This window comes from Pseudomonas oryziphila (genome assembly GCF_003940825.1).
Lineage (GTDB): Bacteria > Pseudomonadota > Gammaproteobacteria > Pseudomonadales > Pseudomonadaceae > Aquipseudomonas > Aquipseudomonas sichuanensis.
In genome coordinates this window covers 887,718-902,414 of record NZ_CP034338.1, presented here as the reverse complement: position 1 = coordinate 902,414, position 14,697 = coordinate 887,718, and the positions used below count along the sequence as shown (strand labels likewise).

Sequence of the window (14,697 nt, the reverse complement as noted above, 5' to 3'; positions counted from 1 at the left end):
AATGAATGCCTGGGCCTTGGTCGTCGAATATCCTGCGTTTTTCTACAGCCTGGCCGTGGTGCTGGGGTTGTTGGTGGGCAGTTTTCTGAATGTGCTGGCGTACCGGCTGCCGATCATGCTCGAGCGCCAGTGGCAGCGGGAGGCGCAGGAGGTGCTGGGGCTGCCTGGGGCCGCGCACGAGCGCTTCGACCTGTACTTGCCGGCCTCTCGCTGCCCCCATTGCCAGCACCGGATTCGTGCGTGGGAGAACATTCCGCTGGTGAGTTACCTGGTGTTGCGCGGGCGCTGCTCGGCATGCAAGGGGCGGATCAGTGCACGCTATCCCTTGGTGGAGCTTGGGTGTGCCCTGCTTTCGCTGCTGGTGGCGTGGCATTTCGGGCCGGGCATCGAAGCCTTGCTGGTGATGGTGCTGACCTGGGGCCTGATCGCTTTGAGCCTGATCGATGCCGAACACCAGTTGCTGCCGGATGTGCTGGTGCTGCCGCTGCTCTGGCTGGGCCTGGTGGTCAATGCCTTCGGGCTGCTGGTGCCGCTGGCCGATGCAGTATGGGGCGCGGTGGCGGGTTACCTGAGCCTGTGGTCGGTGTTCTGGGTGTTCAAGCTTTTGACCGGCAAGGACGGCATTGGCCAGGGCGACTTCAAGCTGCTGGCGATGCTCGGCGCCTGGGGCGGCTGGCAGATCCTGCCGCTGACGCTGATGCTCGGGTCGTTGGCCGGGGCGCTGATCGGGCTGATTCTGGTGCGCCTGCGCCGGGCGCAGATGGGCGTTGCGCTGCCCTTCGGGCCTTATCTGGCCATTGCGGGCTGGATCGCAGTGCTCTGGGGTGATGAAATAGTCGCCTCTTACCTGCAACTGCTTGGAACCTGATGAGCACAGCGCCCTTCACCCCCTGGATTCTCGGTTTGACCGGCGGCATCGGCAGCGGCAAGAGCGCCGCCGCCGAGCGCTTCGTCGCGTTGGGCGTGCACCTGGTCGATGCAGACCAGGCCGCGCGTTGGGTCGTCGAACCCGGCCGCCCTGCCCTGGCCCGTATCGTCGAGCGCTTCGGCCCTGGTGTATTGCAAGCAGACGGCCAGCTCGACCGCACCGCCCTGCGCCAGCTGATCTTCGCCGACCCTGCGCAGCGGCAGTGGCTGGAGCAATTGCTGCACCCGCTGATCGGCCAGGAAATTTTCAGCTACCTGGCCAAGGCCGAGTCGCCCTATGCGGTGTATGTCTCGCCGCTGCTGATCGAGTCGGGGCAGTTCAACAAGGTGCAACGCATCCTGGTGGTCGATGCCCCTACCGAGTTGCAGGTGCAGCGCACCCTGCAGCGCGACAACACCAGCCCCGAACAGGTGCAGGCGATTCTCAAGGCCCAGTTGGCCCGGGAAGAGCGCCTGCGCCACGCACATGATGTGGTGGTCAACGATCGTGACCTGCAAACGCTGCACGACGAGATCGACCGCCTGCACCACTTTTACCTGACTTTGCGAGGAGGCCAGCCATGAGCCAGCCGATGACCGTTGATTGCCCGACCTGTGGCGCGCCCGTGGAATGGGGGGAGCAGAGCCCGTTTCGGCCGTTCTGTTCCGACCGTTGCAAGTTGATCGACCTGGGGGCTTGGGCGGCTGAGGAGCATAAGATTGCCGGCTCTGATGAGTCCGAGGATGAGTTGTATTCGGGGGATCTGGAGCCTCGGCACTGAGCCTGGATTTTGGGTTGGCTGTGCCGGCCTCATCGCTGGCAAGCCAGCTCCCACAGCTACCAGGTCAGGCTTGGAACTGTGGGATTTGTGATTGGCAGTTTTAGTTGTTGGGGGCCGATTTGCGGCCCTTTCGCGGCACAAGGCCGCTCCTACAGGGAATTGCGATCTCCTGTAGGAGCGGCCTTGTGTCGCGAAAGGGCTGCAGAGCAGCCCCAGAAAACATCACCGCTCATCATCCTTCCACGGCGCCTGCAGGTAGCGGGTGCGGTTGAACGTCTCCAGCCACTCCGGGCTGAACACCACCAGCGCACTGATCACCATGCCGTTGATGAACGCCTCGGGGAACATCATCAGCCACAGGTAGCCGACGAAGTCGCTCAGCCACTCCGGCATGGCGAAGCGTTCGTCCATCCACAGCAGCCCCAGCCCGGCCATCAGGCACACCAGCACCGTCAGGGCGGCGGGGAAGAAACCGCAACAGAAGATATAGACGAACAGGTTACGCGGCTGCGCGCGTTCGACCAGGATTGCGCACACCTCGGTGACCAGCACCGGCAGGCCTACGATCAGCAGGCCGTTGACGCCGATCGCGGCCAGGTCCTGGCGGCCAAGCAGCAGCAAACCGAGCTGGGCAAGAAAGCCGCCAAGCACCGCCAGCGGCCAGTCCAGCAAAAGGGTCACGGCGGTCATGCCGATGAAGTGATAGGACACGCCAGTGTCGAAGTCGCGACGCACCAGCCACAGGGCAAACAAGCCGAACACGGTGCCGAACAGCAGGTGCTGGCGGCGAGTATCGGTGAGCAGCTCGACCCAGCGGGTGCGGCTGATGGCCCAGACCAGCAGGGGCACGTAACCGAGCCAGCCAAGGGTGAGGCTGGTGCTGGACAAGACCTGTGCGCTGATCACCTGAGCAATATCCCTGTCGGCCATGTGGACAAGCCTGAGTCTACACCCATTCTCCCTTTCGCCTGGTTGCTATAGGCTGGCAGCTCCATTCGATGCAGGAAGCGTCCGCTATGCCTGAAGGGCTCAATCTGCCACTGCTGTTGGGCGCGGTATTCAGCGCGGTCGCGGGCCTGCTGCACCTGGCGATCATCCTGGTCGGGCCGCGCTGGTACCGCTTGTTCGGCGCGGGCGAGCGCATGGCCAGGGCCGCCGAGCAAGGGCGCCACTACCCGGCACTGGTCACCACGGCCATTGCGCTGGTGTTGCTGGCCTGGTCGGCCTATGCGCTGTCTGCTGCCGGGCTGATCAAACCGTTGCCCTTCCTGCTGCCGGTGATCTGCCTGATCACCCTGGTGTACCTGGCTCGCGGCCTGCTGGGCCCGGTACTGCTGGCCGGCACGGGGCGGACTCGGCGGTTTATCGCGGTCAGTTCGGTGATCTGCCTGGGGGGCGGGCTGCTGCATTTGCTCGGGGTGGTTCAGCAATGGTTGATGCTGGGCTGATTCCCACGCACAAACAGCATCTTACCGTCATCGTTTAGCGACTAAGCTTGTCCCCATGGATGACTCCGACTACTTGCGCCTGCTAACCATCCAGGCCGAACAAGCCAATGCCTTTCTCTCCAATGCGCGCAAATGGGAGCGCGAGCGTTGGGTGTGCCAGCGCCTGCTGCAAGGGTTGAACATCGCCTACCGCAGCGAGGACTTCACCCCGGCCGGGCAGGAGCCGCCGGATGTGCTGTTCCGCGATGCGGCGTTCGAGGTGTTCTTCGTGCTCGACGAGGGTCGGCGCCTCAACGATGAATGGCGCGAGGAGCTGCAACGCCGGCGCAGCGCGTTTTCCCTGAGCCAGCTGGTGCGTCGCGAAGCACGGCCGCGGCGCATCCCTGCCCAGGAGCTGCTGGCGCGCCTGGCGCCGACCTTGCGCAAGAAGGCGCATAACTACCGGGAGCGCGGGCTGGACTTGAGCGAGCTGGACATCATCGCCTTCGCCAGCCTCAAGCGCGAGGTGCTCGACCTCAACAGCCATTTCCCGCCACCCACCGAATACCTGCGCCAGGGCTGGCGTTCGCTGTCGCTGGTGGGGCCGACCTTTGCCCGGGTGCTGTTCGCCCACCCGGATGCGCCGGATTTCTTGCGTGCCAACCTGGGGCGCAGCATCGTGTTCGATGTGGGCATCAGTCTTTGATCCAGTGCCGAGAGTCTTTGCGATCACGTACACTCGGCGCCAGAGATAGAACGCATTATCATTCGTTCCACGCGTTTGCGTGAACGCTGTGGCGTACACGCAGTCACAAACGTCTATCTACGAGGCCCACCATGACCAGCCGCCTGAATCCTGAAGATCAGCGTCGCGTCGATGAGTACTTGAGTGCCCCCCAGCATCGTGTCGAGCGCAGGCCTTTCCGGCCGTTGCTGCTCCTGTTGCTGGTGGTGGCCGTGACCATCGGTCTGGGCCTGTTGAGCCGCCTGTTGAGTGGACTGGTGCTATGAGCTGCCTTGCGCTCGCCCTCCCCTCTGCTGCGTTGCGGCCGGGCCTTGTGCCCACGAATTCCGTAAAACTTGTGAGATATCCCTATGACTCATCGCATCGTGATTGTCGGCGGCGGCGCCGGCGGCCTGGAACTGGCGACCCGCCTGGGTAAAAGCCTGGGCAAGCGCAAACAGGCCGAGATCACCCTGGTTGATGCCAACCTGACGCACATCTGGAAACCACTGCTGCACGAAGTGGCGGCCGGTTCGCTGAACTCCTCGGAAGATGAACTGAACTACGTGGCTCAGGCCAAGTGGAACCACTTCAACTTCCAGATGGGCCGCATGAGCGGCCTGGACCGCGAAAGCAAACAGATCCAGCTGGCCGCTACCCTCGACGACGAAGGCCGCGAGCTGCTGCCTGCGCGCACCCTGGGTTACGACACCCTGGTGATTGCAGTAGGCAGCAACACCAACGACTTCGGCACCCTGGGCGCGGCGCAGCACTGTCTGTTCCTCGACAGCCGCAAGCAGGCCGAGCGCTTCCACCAGCAGCTGCTCAACCACTACCTGCGCGCCCATGCCGGCGATGTGGCCAGCGAGAAGATCAGCGTGGCCATCGTCGGCGCCGGTGCCACCGGTGTTGAGCTGGCGGCCGAACTGCACAACGCCGCCCATGAACTGGCGGCCTACGGCCTGGACAAGATCCAGCCCAAGGACATGCACATCACCCTGATCGAGGCTGGCCCGCGCGTACTGCCGGCGCTGCCCGAGCGCATCAGCGTGCCGGTGCACAAGACCCTGGAAAAACTCGGGGTGACGGTGATGACCAACGCCTCGGTCAGTGAAGTGACCGAAGATGGCCTGAAAACGGCGTCCGGCGAAGTGATCCAGGCCAGCCTTAAGGTGTGGGCGGCGGGTATTCGTGCGCCGGGCTTCCTCAAGGACATCGACGGCCTGGAAACCAACCGCATCAACCAGCTGGTGGTGCGCCCGACCCTGCAGACCACCCGCGACGACAATATCTTCGCCTTCGGCGATTGCGCCGCCTGCCCGCAACCGGGCAGCGACCGCAACGTGCCGCCACGGGCCCAGGCCGCGCACCAGCAGGCGTCGCTGCTGGCCAGGAGCCTGAAGGCGCGGCTGGAGAACAAGGCGCTGCCGACCTACGAGTACAAGGATTACGGCTCGCTGGTGTCGCTGTCGCGCTTCTCGGCGGTGGGCAACCTGATGGGTAACCTGATGGGCAGCGTGAAGCTGGAAGGCTGGCTGGCGCGGATGTTCTATGTGTCGCTGTACCGCATGCACCAGATGGCGTTGTATGGGTTCTTCCGCACGGCGATGCTGATGCTGGGTAGCAAGATTGGGCGCGGGACCGAGCCTCGCCTGAAGCTGCACTGACAGCCGCAGCGCGGTTCAAGGTAAAGACGAAGATCTAGTGGGAGCGGGCTTGCCCCGCGATGACGTCAGCTCAGGCGCCATCGTTGTAACGCCTGACGCCATCGCGGGGCAAGCCCGCTCCCACAAGATCCACATGGCCAATCGGCGACGTTAACGGACCACGCGATACGTGCTCTGCACGAACCCACTCTCGTAACTGGTCGTCTTGATGTGCTGCAGCAGCACATCCTTCGCCAACTCGCCAAACAGCGGTATCCCCTGCCCCAGCAGCACGGGAATGCGGGTAATGGTCAGCTCGTTCACCAGCCCCTCGCGCAAGAACCCCTGAATCAACTTGCCGCCATCCAGGTACAGGCTTTTCGCGCCCGTGGCCTGCAGGTGCTCCAGCAACTCCGGGATCGGCCCTGGATGCAGCTCGATTTGCTCCGGCGCGCCCGCCGGTAACTTCCCAAGGCTGGCGCTGACCACCACCACGCGGGTATCCGGGTAAGGCCACTGGCCGAAGGTCATCACCTTGTCGAAGGTGCCGCGCCCCATCACCAAGGTATCGACACCGGCCATGAACCCCGCATAACCATGATCATCGGCAGATTCGGTCGCCCCCATCAGCCAGTCGAGGCCGCCGTCTTCACGGGCGATGAAGCCATCCAGGCTGGTGGCGATGAACACACTGGTTTTCAAAGGCATGGCGCGGCGCTCCTGCGGGCAAGGCGCACAGGGTAGCAAGGGCGGGAATATAAATCGCGGGCAAAAGAAAAAGGGCATCTCTTTCGAGATGCCCTCTTTACATGGTGGGTCGTGTAGGATTCGAACCTACGACCAATTGGTTAAAAGCCAACTGCTCTACCAACTGAGCTAACGACCCTGAAAATGGTCGGGGTGAGGGGATTCGAACTCCTGACATCCTGCTCCCAAAGCAGGCGCGCTACCGGACTGCGCTACACCCCGAGATTGGCTCCGCGACCTGGACTCGAACCAGGGACCCAATGATTAACAGTCATTTGCTCTACCGACTGAGCTATCGCGGAACTGAACTTCGGTACAACTTACTTCAGTGCTACTCCGAAGGCTGTGTTCGCTTCGGACTCTTTAGCTTCGCCGCTTTCGCTTTGTCGCTGCTGAGGCCGGCTATTCTACATTCTTCGTTTTGCTTGTCAACCCCTTTTTTTCATTCAACTTACTGATTTGTAAGTTGTTTTGCGGTCACCGGTGTTGCTGGTGATTCGCTTAGTGGCTGACAACGCGGCGTATATTAGGGGCACTCTCTTATCCTGGCAAGCGTTTTTTTCAAAAATTTCAGCAAGTTATGAAAAAAACTCGGAAAGACCCGATTTTGCTGGGCCGGCGCCCACCCCATCGCGGGGCAAGCCCGCTCCCACGAAGGCTGGACACTGTGCGTGGGAGCGGGCTTGCCCCGCGATGGTGTCGACCCAAGCACAAAAAAAAGCCCCGCTTTCGCGGGGCTCTGCATTTCAACAGTGATCAGGCAAAGACGATTTCGTCGCCTTCCACCTTGGCCGTGATCGCCGCACCTGGCAGGAACTGCCCACCGAGAATCAACTGCGCCAGTGGGTTTTCGATCCAGCGCTGGATCGCACGCTTGAGCGGCCGTGCGCCATACACCGGGTCGTAACCCACCGCGATCAGCTTGTCCAAGGCCTCTGGGCTGAGGCTCAGGCTCAGCTCGCGCTCCAGCAGGCGGCTGCGCAGGCGGCCCAGCTGGATCTCGGTGATACCGGCGATCTGCTCGCGGCCCAGTGGCTCGAACACTACCACTTCGTCGATACGGTTGATGAACTCGGGCCTGAAGTGCGCGCCCACCGCATCCATCACCGCCGCACGCTGCGCCTCGCGGTCACCCACCAGTTCCTGGATCTGCGCCGAGCCCAGGTTGGAGGTCATCACGATCACCGTGTTGCGGAAGTCCACGGTGCGGCCGTGGCTGTCGGTCAGACGGCCGTCTTCAAGCACCTGCAGCAGCACGTTGAACACATCCGGATGAGCTTTCTCCACCTCGTCCAGCAACACCACCGAGTACGGCTTGCGGCGCACGGCCTCGGTCAGGTAACCGCCCTCTTCATAACCTACATACCCTGGTGGGGCACCGATCAGACGCGCCACGGAGTGTTTCTCCATGAACTCGGACATGTCGATGCGCACCATGGCCTCTTCGGTGTCGAACAGGAACTCGGCCAAGGCCTTGCACAGCTCGGTCTTGCCCACGCCGGTCGGGCCGAGGAACAGGAACGAGCCGCTGGGGCGGTTCGGGTCGGACAGCCCGGCGCGGGAACGGCGCACGGCGTTGGCCACGGCGGTGACCGCTTCGTGCTGGCCGATCACCCGCTGGTGCAGCAGCTCTTCCATCTTCAGCAGCTTCTCGCGCTCGCCTTCGAGCATCTTGGCCACCGGGATGCCGGTCCACTTGGAGACCACTTCGGCAATCTCTTCCTCGGTCACCTTGTTGCGCAGCAGCTGGTTCTCGCTCTTGCCGTGCTGGTCGACCATCTGCAGGCTGCGCTCCAGGTCCGGGATGACCCCGTACTGCAGCTCGGCCATGCGGCTGAGGTCGCCTTTGCGGCGGGCGGCTTCGAGCTCCTGGCGGGATTGCTCGATCTTCTGCTGGATCTGCGCCGAACCCTGCACCTCGGCTTTCTCGGAGGCCCAGATTTCTTCGAGGTCGGAGTACTCGCGCTCCAGCCGCTCGATTTCTTCGGTCAGTTTCTCCAGACGTTTCTTCGCCGCTTCGTCTTCTTCTTTCTTCAGCGCCTGGGATTCCACCTTCAGCTGGATCAGACGGCGGTCGAGGCGGTCAAGCACCTCCGGCTTGGAGTCGATCTCCATGCGGATGCGGCTGGCGGCTTCGTCGATCAGGTCAATGGCCTTGTCCGGCAGCTGACGGTCGGTGATGTAGCGGTGGCTGAGCTTGGCCGCGGCGATGATCGCGCCATCGGTGATGGCCACCTTGTGGTGCACTTCATAGCGCTCTTTCAGGCCGCGCAGGATGGCGATGGTGTCTTCCTCGCTCGGCTCTTCGACCAGCACCTTCTGGAAGCGGCGCTCGAGGGCGGCGTCCTTCTCGATGAACTGGCGGTACTCGTTGAGCGTGGTGGCACCTACGCAGTGCAGCTCGCCACGGGCCAGGGCCGGCTTGAGCATGTTGCCGGCGTCCATGGCGCCCTCGCCCTTGCCGGCGCCGACCATGGTGTGCAGTTCGTCGATGAACAGGATGATCTGGCCTTCCTGCTTGGACAGCTCGTTGAGCAGGCCTTTGAGGCGCTCTTCGAATTCACCGCGGTACTTGGCGCCAGCGATCAGCGCGCCCATGTCCAGCGCCAGCAGGCGCTTGCCTTTGAGGCCATCGGGCACTTCACCGTTGATGATGCGCTGGGCCAGGCCTTCGGCGATGGCGGTCTTGCCCACGCCGGGCTCGCCGATCAGCACCGGGTTGTTCTTGGTACGGCGCTGCAGCACCTGCACGGTGCGGCGGATTTCATCGTCACGGCCGATCACCGGGTCGAGCTTGCCTTCCTCGGCACGCTTGGTGAGGTCGACGGTGTACTTGTCCAGGGCCTGGCGCGACTCTTCGGCATTGGCGTCATTCACCGCCGCGCCACCGCGCAGGTTGTTGATGGCATTTTCCAGGGCCTTCTTGGTCACGCCCTGGCCGAGCAGCAACTTGCCGACCTTGCTGTTCTCGTCCATGGCGGCGAGCAGCACCAGTTCGCTGGAAATGAACTGGTCGCCCTTCTGCTGGGCCAGGCGGTCGGCCTGGTTGAGCAGGCGCGCCAGGTCCTGGGACATGTTCACGTCGCCGGTGGGGTTCTGGATTTTCGGCAGCTGGTCGAGCTCCTTGGTCAACGCCTTTTTCAGGCTGTTGATGTCGAAGCCCACCTGCATCAGCAACGGCTTGATCGAGCCGCCCTGCTGGTCGACAAGCGCCTGCAGCAGGTGCAGGGGCTCGATGGCCGGGTGGTCCATGCCCACGGCCAGGGATTGGGAATCGGATAACGCGAGTTGCAGCTTGCTGGTCAGTCGGTCTATTCGCATGGGGATACCTTCCTATAAAGGGCAGGCGGAGCGATGGACAGCACCTGTATGAAGAACCTGCCTGAGATGACCAATAGATATGGGTGATTCTGGAAGATTCAAGCGTAGCGGGGTTGATCGAGGTCAGCAGGGAGAGTGGTGGATTGAGATTGCCGGGGCTGCTGCGCAGCCCAATAGCCGGCAAGCCGGCTCCCACAGGAGCAGTACAAACCTTGGCATGTGGGAGCTGGCTTGCCAGCGATTGGGCCGCGAAGCTGCCCCAGGCTTAGCGAGGGCTGAGCCACACCAGCGAAGCAAAGCGCCCACCCTGCGGGGTGCGGCGATAAGAGAAGAAGCGTTGATCGCTGACCGTGCAGAACCCACCGCCGTAAACAGCCGTCACACCGCGTGCGGCCAGGCGGATCCGCGCCAGCGCATAGATGTCGGCCATCAGCTTGCCCGGCCGTTCGCCGTCGACAAAGGCTGCAGCCGCCTCGGGGTGCACCGCCGTGAACGCATCACGCACTTCCAGGCCCACTTCAAAGGCCTGCGGGCCAATTGCCGGCCCCAGCCATACCAGCACGTCTTCAGGCGGCACGGCCAGGCGGTCCAGGGTAGCTTCCAGCACGCCACCAGCCAGCCCGCGCCAGCCGGCATGGGCGGCGGCCACACGGGTGCCGGAGCGGTCGCAGAACAGCGCGGGCAGGCAGTCGGCGGTCATCACGGTGCAGGCAATGCCGGGCTGGTCGGTCCAGCTGGCATCGGCCTCGGCAACCAGCGCCGGGTTGGCGTCAGCCACCACCAGCCCATGCACTTGCTTGAGCCAGGCGGGCTGGATGGCGAATTCATCACTGAGGCGACGACGGTTCTCGGCAACGGCCAGCGGCTCATCGCCCACATGGTCGCCAAGATTGAAGGTGGCATAGGGCGGCAGGCTGACGCCGCCCTCGCGGGTGGTGACACAGGCGCGTACCGAGGCCGGGGCCGGCCAGTCGGGGAGGATCAGCGACTGCGTCAGGCCACTCATCCGATGAAGCTCTCGCGGTCCTGTTCGAGCAGCGACAGCAGCCACTTGAAGTCATCCGGCAGCTCGGACTTCCACTCCATACGTTCACCGGTAGTCGGGTGATCCAGGGCCAGGAAGCGTGCGTGCAGGGCCTGACGAGGGAAGTTTTTCACCGCCTCGACCATGGTCACGCTGGCGGCCGGTGGAATGCGGAAACGCACGCCGTAAGTCTGGTCGCCGACCAACGGGTAGCCGACATGCGCCATGTGCACACGGATCTGGTGGGTACGGCCGGTTTCCAGCTTGACCCGCACATGGGTGTGCGAACGGAAGCGCTTGAGTACCCGGTAGTGGCTGACCGCCGGCTTGCCACCGTCGGTGACCGCCATGCGCTGGCGCAGGCCGCCGTGACGGCCGATCGGCGCGTCGATCTTGCCGCCGGCAATCACCACGCCCACCACGATGCATTCATAGATGCGGCTGACGCTGCGGCTCTGCAGCTGCTCGACCAGCTTGGTCTGCGCCTGCAGGGTCTTGGCCACCACCATCAGGCCGGTGGTGTCCTTGTCCAGGCGATGCACGATACCTGCGCGCGGCACATTGATGATGTCCGGCACATGGTGCAGCAGGGCATTGAGCAAGGTGCCATCGGCATGGCCGGCCGCCGGGTGGACCACCAGCCCGGCAGGCTTGTTGATCACCAGGATCTGGTCGTCTTCATAGACGATGTCCAGCTCGATATCCTGGGCCACCCATTCACCCTGGGCTTCCTGTTCGGCCTCGAGGGCCAGGATGTCGCCACTGTGAACGGTGTCGCGCGGCCGCAGTACCGCGTCATTGACGGTCAGGCGACCATCCTTGATCCACGAAGTAAGGCGCGAACGCGAGTACTCGGCGAACAGTTGGGCGGCGACCTGGTCGAGGCGTTGGCCGCCCAGTTCGGACGGGACCTCTGCGCTAAGTTGAATGATCTCGGACATGCTCAATTCGGCGGGCGTACAGCCTTTGGTTTCGGCTGCGTGCTTGTGGTTAAATACGGCTTCTTTTGCCCCGGGGTTTGGCCGGGGGCGCTCATCATAACAGGACGGCTCCGCCCAAGACAGCGGCCGTCAAAGGGACGCAAGCCGCCATGCAAGTGAAACACCTGCTGCTGATCGCCATCCTCGGGCTCACCGCTGCCTGTTCCTCGAACAAGGAAGTCATTGACGAGAACCTCAGCGAGGCCGAGCTGTACCAGCAGGCTCAGGCTGATCTGGACAACTCCAGCTACACCAGCGCCGTGAACAAGCTCAAGGCCCTGGAATCGCGCTATCCGTTCGGCCGCTACGCCGACCAGGCGCAGCTCGAGCTGATCTACGCCAACTACAAGAACTCCGAGCCCGAGGCCGCCAAGTCCGCCGCCGAGCGCTTCATCCGCCTGCACCCGCAGCACCCGAACGTCGACTACGCCTATTACCTGAAAGGCCTGACCTCCTTCGACCAGGACCGTGGCCTGTTGGCGCGCTTCCTGCCGCTGGACATGACCAAGCGTGACCCTGGCGCCGCCCGTGACTCGTACAACGAGTTCGCCCAGCTGACCAGCCGCTTCCCCAACAGCCGTTACTCGCCAGACGCCAAGCAGCGCATGATCTACCTGCGCAACCTGCTGGCCAGCTACGAAATCCACGTGGCCAACTACTACCTGAGCCGCGAGGCCTACGTGGCCGCCGCCAACCGTGGTCGCTACGTGGTCGAGAACTTCCAGGAAACCCCATCGGTCGGCGACGGCCTGGCGGTGATGGTCGAGTCGTACCAGCACATGCACCTGGACGAACTGGCCGCTACCAGCCTGGAAACCCTCAAGCTCAACTACCCGAACCACCCGAGCCTGGTCGATGGCCAGTTCGTCGCCACCCAGGATGAAAACGGCAACCGCTCCTGGCTGTCCAAGGCCACCCTGGGCCTGATCGAGACCGAAACGCCGCTGCCACCGGGCGAGACCCGCGCCAACCAGGACGTGGTGCGCCAGTTCCAGGACGCCCGCTCCGAGATGCCGGAAGACCTGCTGCCCAAGGACGAAAACGGCGACCCGATCCTGCCGGAAGGCCCGAAAGAAGCCGAGAAAGACCGCTCGTGGTTCAGCTACATGACCTTCGGCATGTTCGACTGATCCTGCGCGTGACAAAGAAGGGAGGCCCAAGGCCTCCCTTTTTTATTGGCCGCATCCTAGACTGTCGCCTTCTTCTCTCGACAAGCTGGACACCATGGTTCGCCTACTTTTCTGGATCGCCCTGATCGCCGCCGCGTTCTGGCTGTGGCGCAAGTTCAAGACCAGTCAGCAATCCCCCGCCGAGCCGCGCCTCGACGACCCGCTGAGGATGGTGCGCTGCGCCCACTGCGGCGTGCACCTGCCGAATGACCGGGCGTTGCAGCAGGGCAAGGAGTGGTATTGCAGCCAACAGCATTTGCAGCAAGGGCCAGGCCGGCAGGGCTGACCCCATGAATCCCGTCCAGGTATGCCCCTGTGGGAGCGGGTTTACCCGCGATCACCAGCAAGGCTGGTGCCAGGCACCGCGGTGCCTGCTTCGCGGCTAAAGCCGCTCCCACAGAGCGCGTTCCTCCGGCGCCTTCAGGCCAGACGGCCTTCAGGCGCATACGGCGCCGGGTCGATGATCGGCTCACGCCCCAGCAGCAGGTCGCTGAACAACTGGCATGACGCCGGCGCCAGCACCAGGCCATTGCGGTAATGGCCGCAGTTCAGCCATAGCCCTTCATGGCCCGGTACCGCACCGATGTACGGGATGCCTTCCGGCGAGCCCGGACGCAACCCCGCCCAGTGTCCAACGACTTCGGCATCGGCCAATGCCGGCAACAGCTCGATGGCCGAGGCCTTGAGGCTGGCCAGTGCTTCGGCTGTAGGGGTTTTGTCGTAGCCTTCGTGCTCCAGGGTACTGCCCACCAGGATGTGCCCGTCGCGGCGCGGGATCGCGTAGCGCCCCTTGGCCAGGACCATGCTCGGCAAGAAATCTTCGGCGCACTTGAACAGGATCATCTGGCCTTTGACCGGCTCCACCGGCAATGCCAGGCCCAGTGTCTGCAACAGGTCGCCGCTCCAGGCACCGGCGCTGAGCACCACATCATCGGCGGCCAGCACGCCGTCGTTGGTCTGCACACCGACGATGCGCCCGCCTTCCTCGGCGAAACCGGTGACTTGGCAGTGCTCGCGCAGGGTGACGTTGGGCAGCGCCAGCAGCGCGGCCTTGAGCGACTTGACCAGGCGCGGGTTGCGCACGTTGGCCACACCGGCCATGTAGATCGCGTGGCGGTAGCCCGCGCCCAGCACCGGCACGGCGTCGTAGGCCGCCGAGATATCCACCGCACTCAGCGGGCGCTGTTCGCGCGCAGCCCAGGCCAGGGCCTCGGCTTCATCGTCCAGGTCCAGCCAGTACAGGCCGGTGGTGTGCACCTCAGGGTCGACGCCGGTGCTGGCGAACAGGCGCTCGCCCAGCTGTGGATAAAAGTCCTGTGACCAATGCGCCAGCGCCGTCACTGCGGTGCTGTAGCGCCACGGGTACAGCGGCGAGACGATACCGCCCCCCGCCCACGACGACTCGCGGCCGACCTCGCCCTGGTCGCACAGCACCACCCGGTCGACCTCGGCCGCCAGGTTGAACGCCGTCAGCAGGCCGATGACGCCACCGCCGACAATCACTACTTGCTTGCTCATCGTTCGATCCAACACCTGAAGTAATTCCACGGTGCCGTGGCACCTTCTGATCTTCAGCTTCCCCAGCACAGCTCGGCATTGTCGCCAGCACCTGGATTGCTGCGCACACCTGCCTGGTCGAGCTGGAAGTCGCCACAGCGGTCTTGCGCCATGATCCCGTCGGGCAGGCGCACGGCCAGCAGCGTGAAACTGTCAGTCTCGCGGCGAGCCTGTAGGCGGTAGTAGCGGTTACCCATGGGCAATGGCGTCACCAGCTGTTCGTTGTCGGCGTAGCCGCCGACACGGGTGTGGTGGCGCGCGAGGCGCAGGGCCGCATCCTGCAGCAGGCCGACCACTTCGCTGCGCGCGGCGCGCCGTAGCTGTTCGCTGTAACTGGGGTAGGCAATGGCTGCCAGCATGCCGATCAGTGCCACGACAATCAACAACTCGATAAGGCTCAGGCCACGCTGCATG

16 protein-coding genes and 3 tRNA genes are annotated in these 14,697 nt (G+C 63.7%); 9 read left to right on the top strand and 10 right to left on the bottom strand.

From position 1 onward, the window contains the following. Window position 1: 1 nt before the first annotated feature. From EJA05_RS04310 to yacG, 3 genes are read left to right on the top strand one after another with little or no spacing between them, the layout of a single operon-like run. Entirely contained in the window at window positions 2-868 is an 867-nt protein-coding gene (locus EJA05_RS04310; RefSeq protein ID WP_125857445.1) for a prepilin peptidase, read from the top strand. Beyond that, a complete protein-coding gene (gene coaE / locus EJA05_RS04305; RefSeq protein ID WP_125857444.1) occupies window positions 868-1,491 on the top strand; it encodes a dephospho-CoA kinase in 624 nt (207 codons plus the stop codon). The genes EJA05_RS04310 and coaE overlap by 1 nt, the downstream gene beginning before the upstream one ends. Next, on the top strand, window positions 1,488-1,688 hold the full coding sequence (gene yacG, locus EJA05_RS04300; RefSeq protein WP_110991743.1) for a DNA gyrase inhibitor YacG: 201 nt from the start codon (window positions 1,488-1,490) through the stop codon (window positions 1,686-1,688). Before coaE ends, yacG begins: the two co-directional genes overlap by 4 nt. Window positions 1,689-1,910: 222 nt before the next feature. Here yacG and EJA05_RS04295 read toward each other — a convergent pair whose 3' ends face one another. Beyond that, complete coding sequence (locus EJA05_RS04295) at window positions 1,911-2,618, bottom strand: energy-coupling factor ABC transporter permease (protein ID WP_125857443.1); 708 nt, start codon at window positions 2,616-2,618, stop codon at window positions 1,911-1,913. Window positions 2,619-2,704: 86 nt separating this feature from the next. On the opposite strand from EJA05_RS04295, the gene EJA05_RS04290 reads away from it, so the two are divergent. The 4 genes from EJA05_RS04290 (at window position 2,705) to EJA05_RS04275 (ending at window position 5,506) form a co-directional block, all read left to right on the top strand. After that, entirely contained in the window at window positions 2,705-3,136 is a 432-nt protein-coding gene (locus EJA05_RS04290) for a hypothetical protein (RefSeq protein ID WP_125857442.1), read from the top strand. 55 nt (window positions 3,137-3,191) lie between these two features. Then, entirely contained in the window at window positions 3,192-3,821 is a 630-nt protein-coding gene (locus EJA05_RS04285) for a DUF1780 domain-containing protein (protein ID WP_125462595.1), read from the top strand. A gap of 131 nt (window positions 3,822-3,952) precedes the next feature. After that, window positions 3,953-4,126 (top strand): DUF3094 family protein, encoded by a 174-nt coding sequence (locus tag EJA05_RS04280; protein ID WP_110991747.1) that lies wholly within the window; start codon window positions 3,953-3,955, stop codon window positions 4,124-4,126. 84 nt (window positions 4,127-4,210) lie between these two features. Beyond that, a complete protein-coding gene (locus EJA05_RS04275) occupies window positions 4,211-5,506 on the top strand; it encodes an NAD(P)/FAD-dependent oxidoreductase (protein ID WP_125857441.1) in 1,296 nt (431 codons plus the stop codon). A gap of 150 nt (window positions 5,507-5,656) precedes the next feature. On the opposite strand, the gene EJA05_RS04270 is transcribed toward EJA05_RS04275, so the two are convergent. The 7 genes from EJA05_RS04270 to rluD form a co-directional block, all read right to left on the bottom strand. Continuing rightward, entirely contained in the window at window positions 5,657-6,193 is a 537-nt protein-coding gene (locus tag EJA05_RS04270) for a dihydrofolate reductase family protein (protein ID WP_125857440.1), read from the bottom strand. Window positions 6,194-6,295: 102 nt separating this feature from the next. Beyond that, window positions 6,296-6,371: transfer RNA gene (locus EJA05_RS04265), tRNA-Lys, on the bottom strand. A gap of 6 nt (window positions 6,372-6,377) precedes the next feature. Next, a tRNA-Pro gene (locus tag EJA05_RS04260) sits at window positions 6,378-6,454 on the bottom strand. A gap of 4 nt (window positions 6,455-6,458) precedes the next feature. Next, window positions 6,459-6,534 (bottom strand) — tRNA-Asn (locus tag EJA05_RS04255). A gap of 454 nt (window positions 6,535-6,988) precedes the next feature. Continuing rightward, complete coding sequence (gene clpB / locus EJA05_RS04250) at window positions 6,989-9,553, bottom strand: ATP-dependent chaperone ClpB (protein WP_125462593.1); 2,565 nt, start codon at window positions 9,551-9,553, stop codon at window positions 6,989-6,991. A gap of 265 nt (window positions 9,554-9,818) precedes the next feature. Beyond that, window positions 9,819-10,559 carry a peptidoglycan editing factor PgeF gene (gene pgeF, locus EJA05_RS04245; RefSeq protein ID WP_125857439.1) on the bottom strand — a complete coding sequence of 247 codons (741 nt, stop codon included), beginning with the start codon at window positions 10,557-10,559 and terminating at the stop codon, window positions 9,819-9,821. Beyond that, complete coding sequence (rluD, locus tag EJA05_RS04240) at window positions 10,556-11,518, bottom strand: 23S rRNA pseudouridine(1911/1915/1917) synthase RluD (RefSeq protein WP_125462591.1); 963 nt, start codon at window positions 11,516-11,518, stop codon at window positions 10,556-10,558. Before rluD ends, pgeF begins: the two co-directional genes overlap by 4 nt. 149 nt (window positions 11,519-11,667) lie before the next feature. On the opposite strand from rluD, the gene EJA05_RS04235 reads away from it, so the two are divergent. After that, entirely contained in the window at window positions 11,668-12,687 is a 1,020-nt protein-coding gene (locus EJA05_RS04235) for an outer membrane protein assembly factor BamD (RefSeq protein ID WP_110991767.1), read from the top strand. A gap of 94 nt (window positions 12,688-12,781) precedes the next feature. After that, on the top strand, window positions 12,782-13,012 hold the full coding sequence (locus tag EJA05_RS04230; protein WP_110991768.1) for a PP0621 family protein: 231 nt from the start codon (window positions 12,782-12,784) through the stop codon (window positions 13,010-13,012). A 134-nt stretch (window positions 13,013-13,146) separates the two neighbouring features. On the opposite strand, the gene thiO is transcribed toward EJA05_RS04230, so the two are convergent. Together thiO and EJA05_RS04220 are read right to left on the bottom strand one after the other, a co-directional pair. Next, a complete protein-coding gene (gene thiO, locus EJA05_RS04225) occupies window positions 13,147-14,244 on the bottom strand; it encodes a glycine oxidase ThiO (RefSeq protein WP_125857438.1) in 1,098 nt (365 codons plus the stop codon). Between the two features lie 53 nt (window positions 14,245-14,297). Continuing rightward, entirely contained in the window at window positions 14,298-14,696 is a 399-nt protein-coding gene (locus EJA05_RS04220) for a type IV pilin protein (RefSeq protein ID WP_125857437.1), read from the bottom strand. Between the last annotated feature and the right edge of the window lies 1 nt (window position 14,697).